Genomic DNA, 14,555 nt, shown 5'->3' on the forward strand with positions numbered 1-14,555 from the left:
CCGCCACTTTCCGGTGTGATCCTGCGGGCGGGCGGAGCGGCCTCCCCGTCAGCGGCGGTAGATCGAGGTGTAGAGCTGCTCGATCTGAGCCGATGTCGGAACAACCGGATTGTTCGCCGGCGAACCCGAGGCGATCGCCTGTTCGGCCATCAGCGGAATCAGTCCCTCCCAGGCCGTGCTGTCGATGCCGTAGCCTGCCGGGGTCGGGACCTCGACGTCGACGCAGAGCCGATGGATTTCTGCCACGAGTTTCCGCGCTGCCGTGGCGTCGCTGTCCGCGTCACCGGCCGCACCGTAGGCGCGAGCGCACGCGGCGTAACGGTCCTCGGCAGCGGGTACCGAGAACTCGGTGACCGCGGGGAGCAGCATCGCATTGGACAGGCCGTGCGCCACGTGGAAGTGCGCTCCGATCGGCCGGCTCATCCCGTGTACCAGGCAGACGCTGCTGTTGGAGAACGCGATGCCGGCCTGTGTCGCGGCCAGCATCATCGCCTCTCGCGCCTCGGCGTCGCCACCGTCGAAATACGCTCGCCGCAGATACTGCCCGATCGTGCGTACGGCGCCGAGTGCCAGGCTGTCGGAGATCGGATTCGCCTTCCGGCTCACATATGCCTCGATCGCGTGGGTCAACGCGTCGACGCCGGTGTCGGCCGTCAGCCGGGCCGGCATCGAGACGGTGAGCCGGTAATCGATGATCGCCGCGCTGGGCAGAAACGACAAGCCCGGGCAGAGCATCTTCTCGTCGGTTTCCTCATCGGTGATCACGGTGAATTGTGTTGCCTCCGAACCGCTGCCCGCGGTGGTCGGAACAGCGATGATCGGCAGTGCGGTGCCGGCGTACGAATTCGGGGCCTTGTAGTGCCGCATGGGCTCATCGGTCGACGCGAGGACCGCGAGGGCTTTCGCGGTATCCATCGGGCTTCCGCCGCCCAGGCCGATGACGCAGTCCGCCCGATGCTCCCGGACCGCGTTCACGCCGGCCGTCAGTGAGCCGGTGGTCGGGTCCGGAACCGTGTCCGAGAAGGTGACCACCGAGTAGTCGGCGTCGATCAGGAGCTTCTCGAGATCGGCGGCGACGCCGTTGCCCGCCAGGAACTTGTCGGTGACGATGAGGGGACGCCGCAGGCCGAGTTTCGCGAGGGCCGCGGCGGTTTCGTTCATCGCGCCCGCGCCCACGGTGAGAAAGCGCGGAAAAGCCAGATTGATTGTCATGAGTATTCTCCGGAATTGATCGGGCGAATTGCAGGTGCGCGGTGAACGCGGCCGAGCCGCTTGTTTGCCACGGAGCTACCCTGCGTCAGTGGAAATATGAACGTCAATGCCCGAAATCGCAGTGCATACTGCAGATGTGCATGTCGTTCCTGCCTATTTTCCGGGCTGCGGAGCCGGTGCGGCGATCGTTGTGAAGTACTGAATGGCGGCGGCGACGGTGATCGGTGCGGTGACCAGAAGCTGGCCCGCGAGGGTGCCCAGTGCGCCGACCGCGATCACACCGCCGAGGCAGCCGATGGCCGCCGCCGGCAGAAAGGGGCCGAAGAGACCGACGATGGTCGCGGCGGCCACGGTCGCCCCCGCGATACCGCCGAGGACGCAACCGGCGGCACTGCCGCCGATACCTCCGATGAGGGTGCCGAGTGTCGCGCCGGTGAGAATGGTGCTGGACAAGCGGTTCCAGGCGGCGGACTCACGATCGTATTCGTTCTGCCAGGGAGCCTGTTCCGCGTATGGCAGCGCCACCGGTTCGTAGCGGGCGTGCGCACGGTCGATCAGCGGTGTCAGCGTGGCGGTGCGATCGGAGATCCGGGCGGCGATCGGAAATTCGAATTCGTCGATTCGGAACCGCAGCGGCGCCGCCGCCAGCACCGTGCCCGCGGTGTCCTCGATCTTCAGCATCGAATCCTGTATGACCAGCCCGCCCGTGTCGATGCTGATGACGCTGTGCCCGTCGACGGCCTCGGCGGTGAACCCGACGGCGGCGTTGCCCGCGGGTGTGGCATCGGCGGTCGCGGCGACGATGCCACACATGACGGCGGCGCCCGCGGTGATGCCGGCGAACTTCCTCATCTTTCATTCCTTTCTGGCTGCCTTTCCGGATGTGGAAAGGCGTGACCCAGCGGAACCTCGAATTCGCGCTCGGGTGGATTTGTCGAACAGTTCGACGGTCGACGGCGCCGGTGGAAATGTGCGTCGTGGCGGAGCCGAATGGATATCTGCGAAATCCGAATACCATCGGGTTCGTGGTGATCTGGATCACCAGCTGTGACCGCAGCCAAGTATTGGCGTTGTATTTGTCGGCAGTCAACGGCCAAATATGCAGGCCGGCCTGCAATATCGCAGCACGGGATGCCGACGGCTGTGCGGCGCGCGATTTTCCGCTTCGTCCGCCATGGGCCCCGTGGTCGGCGGACTCCGGTCGCGTCGCGGTTCAGAAACCCGTCAACGTCTCGACCTGTGGACTGGGGACGACCTCGCGGGCCAGATCCTCGGAGCTCGTCGTCCCGTTCATGAAGTCGTCGGTCCACGTCGTGGTCAAATGCGTCAGGATCGCCACATTCCCCGGTTGCGGTGCGCCGCAGAGCAATTCGGCCAGTGGGTCGGTGCTGGCGCCTTCCGCGTCCGTATGTTCTCCGGTGGTCAGACGTACGCCCAGGAATGGCCGATGCAGATGCGTCAGCAGCGCTGTGGTGCCGCTGGCCAGGTTGTTGCAGATGCCTGGTGGGCCGGAGATGGTGAGGATCGGGAGTGCGGTGGGGTCGAGGTCGGTGAGAGCGGTGTCGGTGTTGTCGCCGAGGAACGATTTCACCGGGTCGAGCAGGATCAGCCCATGCAGGCGCGACCAGGCTGCGGGGTGGGTGGCGTGCAGGCGGTGGGCCACGTATTCGACGGCTTCGGCGCCGGCGGAGTGGCCGATGAAGACGAGACGGGAAGGGAGTTCGGGTGCGGGATGTCCCGTTGCGGCCGCGGCGGCGGTGAGTGCGGTGGCCAAGCGGCCGGTGGGGTCGTCGGTGGCGAACATATCGGCGATCCGGTCGAGGAATCCGGTGTTGTCGCCGAGGTTCTGCAGTGTGCAACCATTTGGGTCGATGGCCGGCAGGCTGGGAGTGAATACGAGATAACCGTCGCCGGCCAGGGATCGGGCGAGGGCCGCGACATTGTCGGCGGTGCGGGCGAAGCCGTGCTGGAGCCAGATCAGGGCCCGGGGTGTGCCGGTGGGCAGATACCAGTCGGCGGGCTGATGCAGAACCGTTGTCGCACAACCCAGATCGATCGTTCCCGACAGCCGGGACTCAGCCGCGGCGGGCGCGGCGAGGGTCGTCAGGGTCGCGCAGAGTGCGACGAGAACGGTCAGGGGAGAAGCTCCGTGCCTCATCGCGACTCCGAGTGCTCATGTCCTCGACAGCCCGCGGTGCCGTGCCCAAACAGTGCTGCCGAGACAAACGTGGTGCCGAATAAACGGTACGGCGAACGGCGCTGCGGTAGGGTCGATTACGGGGAGATTCGCGGAACCGCCCACTCGGGTGCCCGACGTCGGACGCGAGCGATCACAGCTGCGCCAGTGCCGTGGTGAGGACGACATGCACAGCGGTGCCGGTCAGGACACTGAGCACGGCATTGCGCCGCCACAGGTGCACACCCAGCGTCACCGCCAGGCACACCGCGGTCGGCCACAGCTGTGCCACCGCGATACCGCGCAGTGTGTAGACGGCGAGGATGACCATGACACCCACCGGCATGGATCGGCCGAGGTGGTCGACGACGGCGCTGGTGCGCAACGGTGTCAGTGCGGCGAAGGGCAGTGCGCGCAGCGACCAGGTGACCACGGCGCACACGGCCACCGCGATGATCAGATAGCGGGCGTCAGACACGAGCGGACTCCTTGCCGCGGGCCCGGCGGATCAGCAGGGCGGCGGTGAACAATCCCAGTGCGACCGGCAGCATCTGCCCCGGGACGAGGACCCGGGCGACCAGCGCGCAGATCAAGGCCACGACCGGAACCGGGACGTCGGGCCGGGCTCGGTAGCCGTCGACGGCCAGCACGACGAACAGTGCGGTCAACGCGAAGTCCAGACCGTCCAGTCGGAGGGGGAGTACCGCTGCGGACGCCGCACCGGCAGTCGCCCCGGCGACCCAGTAGAGCTGGCACAGTGCCTGCAACGCGAGAATCCGCTTACCGCTCCATCGCTGGGCATCGGGCCCGGTGGTGAGTGCGTAGGCCTCATCGGTCAACGCGAAGGTGGCGTACGCCTTCGCGGACCGTCCCCGCACCTGGTGCAGGGGAAACGACAACGCATAGAAGACATGCCGGAAATTGACGAGGAACGCGGTCAGTGCGATCTGGGCCAGCGGTGTGGCCGCGGTGACCATTCCGATCAGCAGGAACTCCAGCGACCCGGCGTAGATGAATCCGGCGAAGACCGGTGCCCACCACCAGGCGAGATGAGCGTGCACGACCAGAACGCCGAGCGCCAGGCCGAGCGGGACCAGCGCCGGTCCGACCGAGCTCGAGGCGACCAGTGCGGCCCGGATGTCGGAGCGGGTGGATTCGGCGTTCGGAACAACGGGCGGGGCCGTCGCGGTGGTGCTGTTCACGATGGTAATTTTATGTGTAACTCGACGTAATATGGTGTCCGGAAGTACTCAGAAAAAGCGTCTGTGAGCAATCAATGCAGCTGGATTCGATCGATCGCGACATTATGTTTCACCTGCGCCGTGACGGCCGGCTGACCAATGTCGAGCTGGCCCGGCGAGTAGGTCTGACTCCGCCGCCGTGCCTGCGCCGGGTCAAGCGGCTCGAGGACGCCGGAATCATCAGCGGCTACCGGGCCCGCATCGATGCGACCGCGATGGGACGTGGTTTCGAGGTCGTGGTCGCGGTGGAGATCAGCATCAACGATCTGCAGACCGTCGAGGAGTTCGAGAACGCCGTCGCGTCCTACGACGAAGTGGTGGACTTCCACCGCCTGTTCGGGCGCCCGGATTACTTCATCCGGGTCGCGGTGGCCGATCAGGCGGTGTTCGAGACCTTTCTGACCAGTCGGCTGATGAGTCTGCAGGCCGTCGCCCGGGTCGATTCGCACATGATCATGAAGACGATCAAGACCGAGGACTGACCGGCCCGCCCGGCGATCCGGTCACGGCAGAATCGAATCCACGTAGCCGCCGTCGACGCGCAGCGCGCCGCCGGTGGTCGCGGAGGCGAACGGTGAACTGAGATAGACCACCATGTGGGCGATCTCCTCCGGTTCGATCAGCCGCTGCAGCAGCGACTGCGGCCGGTGCGTGCGCATGAACTCCCGCTGCGCCCGATCCCAGGGCAGCGACCGGTCGACCAGCTGATAGACGAACTCTTCCACCCCGCCGGTATGAGTCGGACCGGCGATGACCGAATTGACCGTCACCCCGGTACCGGCGGCGTCCTTGGCGAAACCGCGCGACAGCGCCAGCATCGCGGTCTTGGACACCCCGTAGTGGATCATCTCCTCGGGGATGACGACCGCGGAATCGCTGGCGATCTGAATGGCGCGACCCCACCGGCGCTCGATCATGCCCGGCAGGTAGGCGCGCAGCAGCCGCGCCGCCGAGAGCACATTGACCTCGAAGATGGTGCGCCACTGCTCATCGGTGATCTCGCGAGCGGGTACCGCACCGAAGATCCCGAGATTGTTGACCAGGATGTCCACGGCGGGAAGTTCGGCCAGCAGTTGCCCGACGCCCTCGGCGGTGGTGACATCGGCGCACACCCCGACGGCGGCACCACCCGCCCCGCGCACCGTCGTGACAGCGGCCTCGACCCGCTCCCGGTTGCGGCCGTTGACCGCGACCGTGGCACCACTGCGTGCCAAGCCGGTGGCGATCGCCAGGCCGATACCCTGCGTCGAGCCGGTGACCAGGGCAGTCCTACCGTTCAGATCGATCTGCATCGACGAGGCTCCTTCACCGGCGTCATCCGACACACCATCCTCGCGAGAGCATGGCGACCCGTCCGCGACGTTACGCGGGATCGAACCGCACGCCGCCGCGGCACGCGGACGCCGCCGGCCGCACCGCGACTACACCGTGCTGGCCGCGGAGAAGGTCACCGAGGGGAGTGCGGCGAGGAGTTCGACGCGGGTTCCGGCCGCGGTTCTGTCGATGTCGACCTCGTCGGCGAGGGCGCGCATCATCGCCAGGCCACGGCCGCGGGTGCCGGGGTCCTCCGGGAGCGGGCGCCAGGCGCCGGTATCGGTCACCGCGATGTGGACCGCGCCGCGGGCACATTCGGCCGTCACCACGACCCGCCCCGCCGCCCCGGTCGCATAGGCGTGCTCGATGCTGTTCGTACAGGCCTCGTTGGTGGCGGAGACCAGATCCGCGGCCTGCTCCTGGCCGACGGCCGCCGAGGACAGCCACGCGGTCAGGGCACGCCGCACACCGGTGAGGCGGCCGGCCTCGGCGGGAATGTCGAGCCGCAGCGGTCGCGGCGGCTGGCGGTAGACCACCATGGCGATGTCGTCGTCGTAGCCGATATCGGGCCGCAGCCGGTCCAGCACCGCATCGGCGACCTCACGCGGGCGAAGCGGTGCGACGCCGGACAATTCGTCGGCCAGCTCCTCGAACCGGATATCGATGTCGACACCGCGCTGTTCGACCAGTCCGTCGGTGAACAGCACCAGCGTCGAACCGGGGGTCAGCGCGGTGGTCGCCTCGGGCCGCTGCGGGGTGTCGAAGGTCGCCAGCGGCACGGCCCGCCCGCCCTCGAGCAGTCGCCCGGTGCGACCGGGATCGGCCAGTACCGGTGGCATGTGCCCCGCGCTCGAGTACCGGATGAGCCCGCGCATCGGATCCAGAATCGCCGCGCACACGGTCGTGCACATCGCCCCGGGGATCCGCGCGGCGACCGCGTCCAATTCCGACAGCAGCTGGGCCGGGCCCGCGCCGCGCAGCAGCAGAGCCTGTGCGGCCGTGCGCAATTGGCCCATCACCACCGCGGCCGACAGTCCGCGACCCACACAGTCGCCGACGACGATGCCGAGGGTGCCGTTGCGCAACTTCACCACGTCGTACCAGTCACCGCCGATCTCGAGCGGTGGCAGTGCGGGTTCGTAGTGGACCGCGAATCCCGGTGGCAGTTCGATCGGCCCGAGCATGGCGCGCTGCAGGGTCAGTGAGGTCGATCGCGCCTGATCGAAGTTGCGGGCGCGCTGTACGGCCAGATTCAGGTGCCCGACCAGCAGGGAGAACAGCGACCAGTCGCCCGGGCTGATCGCGCGCGGTGCGGCGAAACGCACCCACAGTGCGGCGTCACCGGTCTCGCCCAGCCGCGCGACGATACCCTCCGAACTGGCCACGCCCTCCGGGATGGGAAAGACTGCCCGGTCCGGCCGCATCCGGGCCTGGTCGAGCAGGGCCCGCGCCCGGGCATCGATGACTCGCCGGGACACCGCGGTATTGGGTCCGGGAGCACCGGATGTCGCTGCCGCCGCGTCGTTTCCGGGATCGGCGACGGGTCCGGACACATAGAGCTGTGGAGCCGTCTGGGAATTGGGCCGGACCGACACGACGGCGGTCTCCGCACCGATCGCGCGGCGCAGCTCCTCGAGACCGACCTCGAGGACCTCGGCGACGGTGGTGGCCGCGCCCACCGCCGTGGTCAGCCGCGACACCGCGTGATCGCGAGCCCGGGCGTCGTGTTCCGCGGTCACATCGCGCACCGTGCCGACGAAGATGTGCTCGTCGTCCTCCGGGCTGCGCAGCGAGGAGGTGCTGACCGCCAGCCACACCCGCCGGCCGTCGCGGTGGCGCGCGGGCATGACGAATCGCGTCGTCTCGGCGCCCAGCGCCGGATAGGCGGCTTCGGATTCGTCGGTCCATGGATGCGGCGGCCGGAACGGCGCGGCCTCCGGTCCGTATCCGGTCAGTGCGCCGAACGCGGAGTTGACCTCGGTGATGGTGCCGTCGGCGTTCGCGACGAAGAAGCCGTCCTGCAGCGATTCGACGAGTGCGGTCCGGAAGGCGTCGCGACCGGCGAGATCCTCGGCCCGCAGCCGTTGCAGCTCGTAGCTGCGAGTGCTGTCGAGGAATCCGCGGGTGGCGACATCGAGCGCGGCCAGCGTCTGCAACAGGAACTCGAGTGCGGCCCGGGCGCGGGCGGCGGTGCCGGGGGCCGACGCCGTCGGTGACACGAGCAGGCCGAGTTCGTCGAGCAACCGGAAGTGATGTTCGGTCAGATCCAGGATGCTGACACCCTCGACGAGTGCGCGCCTGCCCAGTTCGTAGCCTTCGGCGAGGGTGTTCTGATTGCGCGAATCCAGGTGCAGCCGAAGCGCATTCGCATACGCCTCGCGGAATGCGGCCAGTACCGCACTCATCGCCGCGTCCCGGCTCGGTCGCTCACGGTGTTCCCGTCGACGGGCCCCGGTGCCGCGCGGCCAGGACGAGGGCGTCGTCGGTGTCCTTGCCATGACAGGTCAGGATGTCGTCGGCGATATCGGCGGTCGGCCGCGCCAGATCGAGGGTGTCGACGAAATCGTTGACGATACCGTCGGTCGACATCAGCAGCACATCGCCCGGCCGGATCGCCACAGTCTGCGCCTGCAGATTCGGCGGCAGCAGATACCCGACGATGCCGCCGGTCAGCAGGGCGGTGGCGCGCACCTCGGGTTTACCGGGCCCGATCGCGAGGACCCGGGATTCGACATTGCCGACGCCCAGCCAGTGCACCTGGTCCTCACCGCCGAACAGCACGAGCGAGACCGCCGCGCCGCGGGTGTCCGACATCGCCCGATGACACAGCACCATCAGCACGTCGAGGGGTTCGGCGCGATTGTCCGCGAGTACCTGGGCCGCGCGATCGGCGGCGTCGGCCGCGGCGGCGCCGTGCCCGAGTCCGTCGAGGACCGCGAAGAGGACAGATCCGTCACCGGCATCGAGTACCACCGACCGATCGCCGGAAACCCGTTGCCCGGGCAGCGCCCGTCCGGCGACCGCCCACTCCACCGTTCCGAGGGTTCCGTCCTCACGCACCGGCGGGTACCCACTTCCACATCTCCACCAGCGTTCCCTGCCCCGGCGCCGACTCCACGATCAATCGGTCCATCAACCGGCGTGCACCGGGCAGGCCCAGACCCAGGCCGCGCCCGGTCGAATAGCCGTCCTCGAGCGCCCGCGTGATATCGATGATCCCCGGGCCCTGATCTTGTGCCTGCACGACCAGGGCGCGGCGGCCCTCGCGGTCCTGCACCGACACCCGGATCTCCCCGGTGCCCGCGTAACTGGTGATGTTGCGGGCGATCTCGGAGATGGCCGTGGAGATCATGGTGATGTCGGTGAGGGTGAAGCCGAGCTCGGCGGCCAGCTCCCGCCCGGCTTGACGCGCGGTCACGATGTCACCCGACACCTTCACCGCGATCACCATGTTGTCGGAGGCCACGATCACCGACCGTCTCGTCGGCCGTTGCGGCGTAGCTTGCGGTCGAGCCAGGCCAGCCCTTCTTCCAGGTCGAGCGCAGTATGCATCCCCTCGAAGGTGAGTCCCAGCTGCACCATGGCGAATGCCACTTCGGGCTGCAGACCGACGATGACCGTCTCCGCACCCCGCAGTTTGGTCATGTGCGCGATGGTACGCAGCGAGCGCGCCGCGAACGAGTCCATGACATCGATCGCGGTGACGTCGACGATGATTCCCTGAGCGCGGTACTTGCTGACGTATGTCATCAAGTCGTCCTGCAGCCGTTCGGTATCGGCGTCGGTCAGCGCCGACTGCACGGACGCGATCAGGTAGGTGCCCTGTTTCAGAATGGGTACCGGCATGGGGCGCCTTGACTACCGTCCGTCGCGGTCGGTGAGTCTCGAGATTTCGTAGCCGAGCAGCCGCTCCGCTTCCTCGATTCCACCTTGCAGGTCGCCGACCGCGTTCATCTTCGTGAGATCGAGGCCGATGGTGACCAGGGCGAGTGCGATCTCCGACGACAAGCCGGTGATGATGACGTTGGCGCCCATGAGATTCGACGCGTCGACGGTTTGCACGAGGTGGTTGGCAACCGTGGAGTCGATCATCGGCACACCGGTGATGTCGATGACGACCACCTTGGCGCGATTGGCGCGGATGGCGCGCAGCAGCTGCTCGGTGAGCTGGCGGGCGCGCTGGCTGTCGAGAACGCCGATGATCGGCAGGATGAGCAGCTGCTCGCGCACCTGAAGCACCGGCGTGGACAGCTCGCGGATGGCTTCCTGCTGCTGGCGGATGACGCGCTCGCGCTCCTGCACGAACGAGATGGCCACGGTGTTGGCGATCCGGTTGGCCGCGGGCTCGTAGGCGTCGAGTACTCGTTTGAGCAGTTCGAAGTCGGACTGGTACTTCTCGAAGAGGCTGCGCGCGAGCACATCTCGTAGCAGCAGCACGATGCCGACGACCTCGTCGGTCTCGACGCCACGCGGAATGATGCGCTCGGACAGGTCGCGGGCGTAGGCCTGCAGTGCCTCGACGCTACCGGTCTGCAGTGCCTCGACGTAGTTGTCGTAGATCGAGGTGGCCTCGGAGAAGATCTCCTCCGGGGTCATCGCGGTCAGCAGTGCGGCGTCCCCGATGCGCCGGGCCCATTCCTCACGTAACTCGGTGCGGTTCTGGCGCAGATGTTCGACCAGTTGCGGCAGCAGGTTGTCGACCGGGCCGGCCGGTAGCGAATCCGGCGAGAGGCCGATGGACACGTCGGACATGGAAACTCCTGCCCCTTTCGTAAGGGAGGTCGATACGTCGGGTTCGCTCGCGCGCGGCTGCCGTCGCCGCCGCAGTCGAGCCTAGTCTTACCCGATACCCGTCGCTGAACAAATCAAACACAACGGCACGGTGTGTGCTCGGCCACGCTCAGCTCGGTTGCGGTGTCGGCCGGCGCCGCGCGTGGGCGGGGGAGCCGCGATGATCGATGCAATCGGCACCGTCGTCGCCGGCGGCCCGGTGATGAGTGAGCAGGGTGTCGTAGATGTCGGAGAGGGCCGCGAGCTGGTCGCGGTCGAGGACATCGATCATGTGCCGTCGCACGCTGTCGACGTGGGCGGGAGCGGCCGTGGCCAGCACCTCCGCCCCCTTCGGGGTGAGCACCGCGGCGGTGCGGCGGGCGTCGTCGGGGATGGACTCCCGGGCCACCAGGCCGCGCTTCTCCATGCGGGTGATCTGGTGCGACAGCCGGCTCTGCGACCACTCCAGCACCGACGCCAGCTCGGCGAAGCTGCGCCGTAGCTCGGGGGTGTCGGCGAGCCGGGCCAGCACCGTGTACTCGACGTAGGTGAGGTTGGACGCGCGTAACGAATCGCGGCCGACGGCCGCGGCGATGAGATCGCGGGTGAAGACGAAGCCGAGCCAGGCGCGCGTTTCGATGTCGTCGAGCCAACGGGGTTCGGTCACGATTCCTCTCCAGGTTTGTGCGTGGTCATGCTATTGCCTTCCCGCTGTCGGCGACAGCCGATGTCGCGCACTGTCGGCGATACCCGAGGTCGCCGTTCGGGAACGACACCTACACCCACGACGTTGAAGGTGCAACCTTTTTCGGGGCAATGAAGATTAGGCTGGCCTGACCTCGGCCGGGGATGGTGTGCTGTCTAGAGTCGGATCGTTGTTTCGGCCGAGGACGATCGGACCGCCCGGCCGAGTGCACCCGCAGAGATACAAGGAGTGCGATTCGTGACCGCGCCTGAGTTCCGCTATTCGGATCTGCTGCCCACCGGAGCCGACGACACGCCCTACCGGCTGCTGACGACCGAGGGTGTGCATACCTTCGAGGCGGGTGGCCGCACCTTCCTGCAGGTCGAGCCCGATGTGCTGCGGATGCTGACCGCCGAGGCCATGCACGACATCAGCCACTACCTGCGTCCCGCGCATCTGGCTCAGCTGCGCAAGATCATCGACGATCCGGAGTCCTCGGGCAACGACCGGTTCGTGGCGCTGGATCTGCTCAAGAACGTCAACATCTCCGCCGGCGGCATTCTGCCGATGTGCCAGGACACCGGCACCGCGATCGTGATGGGCAAGAAGTCCGAGGGTGTGCTCACCGGTGCCGACGACGGCGAGTGGATCTCGCGTGGTGTGTTCGACGCCTACACCAAGCTGAACCTGCGGTATTCGCAGCTGGCCCCGATCACCATGTGGGACGAGAAGAACACCGGCTCGAATCTGCCCGCGCAGGTCGAGTTGTATTCCACCCCGGGCGATCCCGCCCATCCGGCCTACAAGTTCCTGTTCATGGCCAAGGGGGGCGGTTCGGCGAACAAGTCGTTCCTGTTCCAGGAGACCAAGGCCATCCTGAACCCGACCCGGATGCTGGAATTTCTCGACGAGAAGATCCGCTCCCTGGGCACCGCGGCCTGCCCGCCGTACCACCTCGCGGTCGTCATCGGCGGCACCAGCGCCGAATTCGCCCTGAAGACAGCGAAATACGCCTCCGCGCACTACCTCGACACCATGCCCACCGAGGGGTCGATGGCCGCGCACGGCTTCCGGGACCTGGAACTGGAGGAGGAGGTCTTCAAACTGACCCAGTCCTTCGGTATCGGCGCGCAGTTCGGCGGCAAGTACTTCTGCCACGACGTGCGGGTGATCCGGTTGCCGCGCCACGGCGCCAGCTGCCCGGTCGCGATCGCGGTGTCCTGTTCGGCGGACCGGCAGGCGCTGGCCAAGATCACGCCCGAGGGCGTGTTCCTCGAGCAATTGGAAACCGAACCGGCGCAATACCTTCCGGAGCAGACCGAGTCCATCCTCGGCGGCGACGTGGTGCAGGTCGACCTGAACCGCCCGATGTCGGAGATTCGCGCCGAGCTGTCGAAGTACCCGGTGAAGACCCGGCTGTCGCTGACCGGCCCGCTGGTGGTGGCCCGCGACATCGCGCACGCCAAGATCAAGGAGCGGCTCGACGCCGGCGAGCCGATGCCGCAGTATCTGCGGGACATGGCCGTCTACTACGCCGGCCCGGCCAAGACGCCCGACGGGTACGCCTCGGGTTCGTTCGGCCCCACCACTGCGGGCCGGATGGACTCCTATGTCGATCAGTTCCAGGCGGCGGGTGGCTCGTTCGTCATGCTGGCCAAGGGCAACCGCTCCGCGCAGGTGACCAAGGCGTGCAAGGAGCACGGCGGCTTCTACCTGGGCTCCATCGGCGGGCCCGCGGCCCGGCTGGCACTGGACTGCATCAAGAACGTCGAGGTCCTCGAATACCCGGAACTGGGTATGGAAGCTGTCTGGAAGATCGAGGTCGAGGACTTCCCGGCCTTCATCGTCGTCGACGACAAGGGCAACGACTTCTTCGCCGAGACGCAGAAGCCGATCGCGCTGCGCGTGCGCACCCGGTCCAAAGAACGGGTCTGAGCCGCGTCCTCGCCGTCAGTGCGGCGCCCCGGCACGGCGCCGGGGGTGAACGGCCCGGTGCCGACCGATGGTGACGCCACCCTGGCGCGCGAGCCTGCGCCGGGTGAGTTCATCGGTGTGTGCGGGAATCCGGCGGGTGCGCGACGGTGCCAGCGTGGCGAGCGCGACCAGTGCGCTGGCGCCGAGGACGGCGGCGAGCGGTACCAGGGAATTCGCGGTGAGGGGAAGAGCCACAACAGCCTCCTCGTCGTCGAGCGGGCCGAGCACACGACCGCTTTGCACGGTATCGGGTATTGGTGTATCTGCCGTACTACGACACGCGCGGACGCCGCGGCGCCGCCTGCGACCGTATTCACCGGGCGCGGCACTCGTGATCGCAGTCCGCGACGCACCGGCGGCGGGGCGAGGGCCGTGCGGTGGCCGAGGCTGGCTACGATCGCTGCCATGCTGCGAGGACTTGCTGCCACAGCGGCGCTGACCGCGATCGCGCTGGCGGGTGTCACCGCACCCGCGACGGCCGCCCCCGTGCCCACCGGGTCGGCCGGCGGCACCGAGGGCCTGGACCCGATGCTGGCGGTGGCCTACACCCTGGCCGAACAGCAGGCGCACAGCGAGGGTGTGCCACTGTCGATCGTGGCGGGCCATCGCACCCGCGACGAGCAGGAACAGTTGTGGGAGCAGGGAATCGCCACCTACGGCAGCCCCGATGCCGCACGGCAGTGGGTGCTGCCGCCCGACGAATCCACCCACGTGACCGGTAAGGCGATCGACGTCGGACCGCAGCGCGGTGCGCAGTGGTTGCGGGACAATGGAAATCGGTTCGGACTGTGCCAGACCTTCACCAACGAGTACTGGCATTTCGAGGTGCAGACCTTCCCCGGCGGGGTGTGCCCGCCGCAGTGGCCGAATGCGAGTGTGCGGCCGCGAGCCTGACCGGCATCGGACCGAAAAGTTAGCTACCGACCGGTATTCAGCAAACATCCGGAGACACGCCGAATGTCCTGACCATAACCGGTGTGGCGTCTTCGGCAATCGGGCACTGTGGACTGTGGCGGTATCCCGGCAAACCGGCTGGGGACGCTCGAAGCGATGGAGGTTCGGGTGCGAGGGCGGGTTCCGGGACGGCCGAGTGGGTCGATGTCGGTCGCGAGTTCGCGTGCAGGGTCCGCAGATTCACCGGCGGGCGCCAGATTCCGTGCGTCCGCTCCCGGACGGGAGATAG

The 14,555-nt window shown here is 67.6% G+C and carries 16 protein-coding genes; 3 read left to right on the forward strand and 13 right to left on the reverse strand.

Going from position 1 to position 14,555, the window contains the following annotated elements; genetic code table 11:
* Window positions 1-48 precede the first annotated feature (48 nt).
* The 5 genes from AB0L57_RS21135 to AB0L57_RS21155 all read right to left on the reverse strand — a co-directional run bounded on the left by AB0L57_RS21135 (window position 49) and on the right by AB0L57_RS21155 (window position 4,590).
* A complete protein-coding gene (locus AB0L57_RS21135) occupies window positions 49-1,212 on the reverse strand; it encodes an iron-containing alcohol dehydrogenase (protein ID WP_364964667.1) in 1,164 nt (387 codons plus the stop codon).
* Between the two features lie 153 nt (window positions 1,213-1,365).
* Window positions 1,366-2,064: a hypothetical protein gene (locus AB0L57_RS21140; RefSeq protein WP_364964669.1), complete on the reverse strand. Its 699-nt coding sequence runs from the start codon at window positions 2,062-2,064 to the stop codon at window positions 1,366-1,368.
* A gap of 361 nt (window positions 2,065-2,425) precedes the next feature.
* A complete protein-coding gene (locus AB0L57_RS21145) occupies window positions 2,426-3,370 on the reverse strand; it encodes an alpha/beta hydrolase (protein WP_364964671.1) in 945 nt (314 codons plus the stop codon).
* Window positions 3,371-3,542: 172 nt separating this feature from the next.
* Window positions 3,543-3,866, reverse strand: a complete 324-nt coding sequence (locus tag AB0L57_RS21150) for an AzlD domain-containing protein (protein ID WP_364964673.1) — start codon at window positions 3,864-3,866, stop codon at window positions 3,543-3,545.
* Entirely contained in the window at window positions 3,859-4,590 is a 732-nt protein-coding gene (locus AB0L57_RS21155; RefSeq protein WP_364964675.1) for an AzlC family ABC transporter permease, read from the reverse strand. The genes AB0L57_RS21150 and AB0L57_RS21155 overlap by 8 nt, the downstream gene beginning before the upstream one ends.
* An 80-nt stretch (window positions 4,591-4,670) precedes the next feature.
* Here AB0L57_RS21155 and AB0L57_RS21160 point away from each other — a divergent pair, with 80 nt between their 5' ends.
* A complete protein-coding gene (locus AB0L57_RS21160; RefSeq protein WP_364965064.1) occupies window positions 4,671-5,111 on the forward strand; it encodes an Lrp/AsnC family transcriptional regulator in 441 nt (146 codons plus the stop codon).
* 21 nt (window positions 5,112-5,132) lie between these two features.
* On the opposite strand, the gene AB0L57_RS21165 is transcribed toward AB0L57_RS21160, so the two are convergent.
* The 7 genes from AB0L57_RS21165 to AB0L57_RS21195 form a co-directional block, all read right to left on the reverse strand.
* Window positions 5,133-5,921 (reverse strand): SDR family oxidoreductase, encoded by a 789-nt coding sequence (locus AB0L57_RS21165; RefSeq protein WP_364964677.1) that lies wholly within the window; start codon window positions 5,919-5,921, stop codon window positions 5,133-5,135.
* 129 nt (window positions 5,922-6,050) lie between these two features.
* Window positions 6,051-8,348 (reverse strand): SpoIIE family protein phosphatase, encoded by a 2,298-nt coding sequence (locus AB0L57_RS21170; RefSeq protein WP_364964680.1) that lies wholly within the window; start codon window positions 8,346-8,348, stop codon window positions 6,051-6,053.
* A 22-nt stretch (window positions 8,349-8,370) separates the two neighbouring features.
* A complete protein-coding gene (locus AB0L57_RS21175; RefSeq protein ID WP_364964682.1) occupies window positions 8,371-9,003 on the reverse strand; it encodes a SpoIIE family protein phosphatase in 633 nt (210 codons plus the stop codon).
* Complete coding sequence (locus AB0L57_RS21180) at window positions 8,996-9,409, reverse strand: ATP-binding protein (protein WP_364965067.1); 414 nt, start codon at window positions 9,407-9,409, stop codon at window positions 8,996-8,998. The genes AB0L57_RS21175 and AB0L57_RS21180 overlap by 8 nt, the downstream gene beginning before the upstream one ends.
* A gap of 2 nt (window positions 9,410-9,411) precedes the next feature.
* Window positions 9,412-9,789 (reverse strand): STAS domain-containing protein, encoded by a 378-nt coding sequence (locus AB0L57_RS21185; RefSeq protein WP_364964685.1) that lies wholly within the window; start codon window positions 9,787-9,789, stop codon window positions 9,412-9,414.
* A gap of 12 nt (window positions 9,790-9,801) precedes the next feature.
* A complete protein-coding gene (locus tag AB0L57_RS21190; RefSeq protein ID WP_025349596.1) occupies window positions 9,802-10,695 on the reverse strand; it encodes an STAS domain-containing protein in 894 nt (297 codons plus the stop codon).
* A gap of 148 nt (window positions 10,696-10,843) precedes the next feature.
* Window positions 10,844-11,380 (reverse strand): MarR family winged helix-turn-helix transcriptional regulator, encoded by a 537-nt coding sequence (locus AB0L57_RS21195; RefSeq protein WP_364964687.1) that lies wholly within the window; start codon window positions 11,378-11,380, stop codon window positions 10,844-10,846.
* A gap of 276 nt (window positions 11,381-11,656) precedes the next feature.
* Between AB0L57_RS21195 and AB0L57_RS21200 the strand changes: the two genes are divergently transcribed.
* Entirely contained in the window at window positions 11,657-13,333 is a 1,677-nt protein-coding gene (locus tag AB0L57_RS21200; RefSeq protein ID WP_364964689.1) for a fumarate hydratase, read from the forward strand.
* A gap of 15 nt (window positions 13,334-13,348) precedes the next feature.
* Here the strand turns inward: AB0L57_RS21200 and AB0L57_RS21205 are convergent, their stop codons facing one another.
* Window positions 13,349-13,567: a hypothetical protein gene (locus AB0L57_RS21205; RefSeq protein WP_364964691.1), complete on the reverse strand. Its 219-nt coding sequence runs from the start codon at window positions 13,565-13,567 to the stop codon at window positions 13,349-13,351.
* Window positions 13,568-13,777: 210 nt separating this feature from the next.
* On the opposite strand from AB0L57_RS21205, the gene AB0L57_RS21210 reads away from it, so the two are divergent.
* Window positions 13,778-14,266, forward strand: coding sequence for a M15 family metallopeptidase (locus AB0L57_RS21210; protein WP_364964694.1), 489 nt, complete (start codon window positions 13,778-13,780; stop codon window positions 14,264-14,266).
* Window positions 14,267-14,555 lie beyond the last annotated feature (289 nt).

The organism is Nocardia sp. NPDC052254, assembly GCF_040679495.1.
Taxonomy (GTDB): domain Bacteria; phylum Actinomycetota; class Actinomycetes; order Mycobacteriales; family Mycobacteriaceae; genus Nocardia.

Bases quoted from the DNA above. Each gene is read 5' to 3' on its own strand.
- AB0L57_RS21135 (WP_364964667.1), bottom strand. From the start codon at position 1,212: ATGACAATCAATCTGGCTTTTCCGCGCTTTCTCACCGTGGGCGCGGGC.
- AB0L57_RS21140 (WP_364964669.1), bottom strand. From the start codon at position 2,064: ATGAGGAAGTTCGCCGGCATCACCGCGGGCGCCGCCGTCATGTGTGGC.
- AB0L57_RS21145 (WP_364964671.1), bottom strand. From the start codon at position 3,370: ATGAGGCACGGAGCTTCTCCCCTGACCGTTCTCGTCGCACTCTGCGCG.
- AB0L57_RS21165 (WP_364964677.1), bottom strand. From the start codon at position 5,921: ATGCAGATCGATCTGAACGGTAGGACTGCCCTGGTCACCGGCTCGACG.
- AB0L57_RS21170 (WP_364964680.1), bottom strand. From the start codon at position 8,348: ATGAGTGCGGTACTGGCCGCATTCCGCGAGGCGTATGCGAATGCGCTT.
- AB0L57_RS21185 (WP_364964685.1), bottom strand. From the start codon at position 9,789: ATGCCGGTACCCATTCTGAAACAGGGCACCTACCTGATCGCGTCCGTG.
- AB0L57_RS21190 (WP_025349596.1), bottom strand. From the start codon at position 10,695: ATGTCCGACGTGTCCATCGGCCTCTCGCCGGATTCGCTACCGGCCGGC.
- AB0L57_RS21210 (WP_364964694.1), top strand. From the start codon at position 13,778: ATGCTGCGAGGACTTGCTGCCACAGCGGCGCTGACCGCGATCGCGCTG.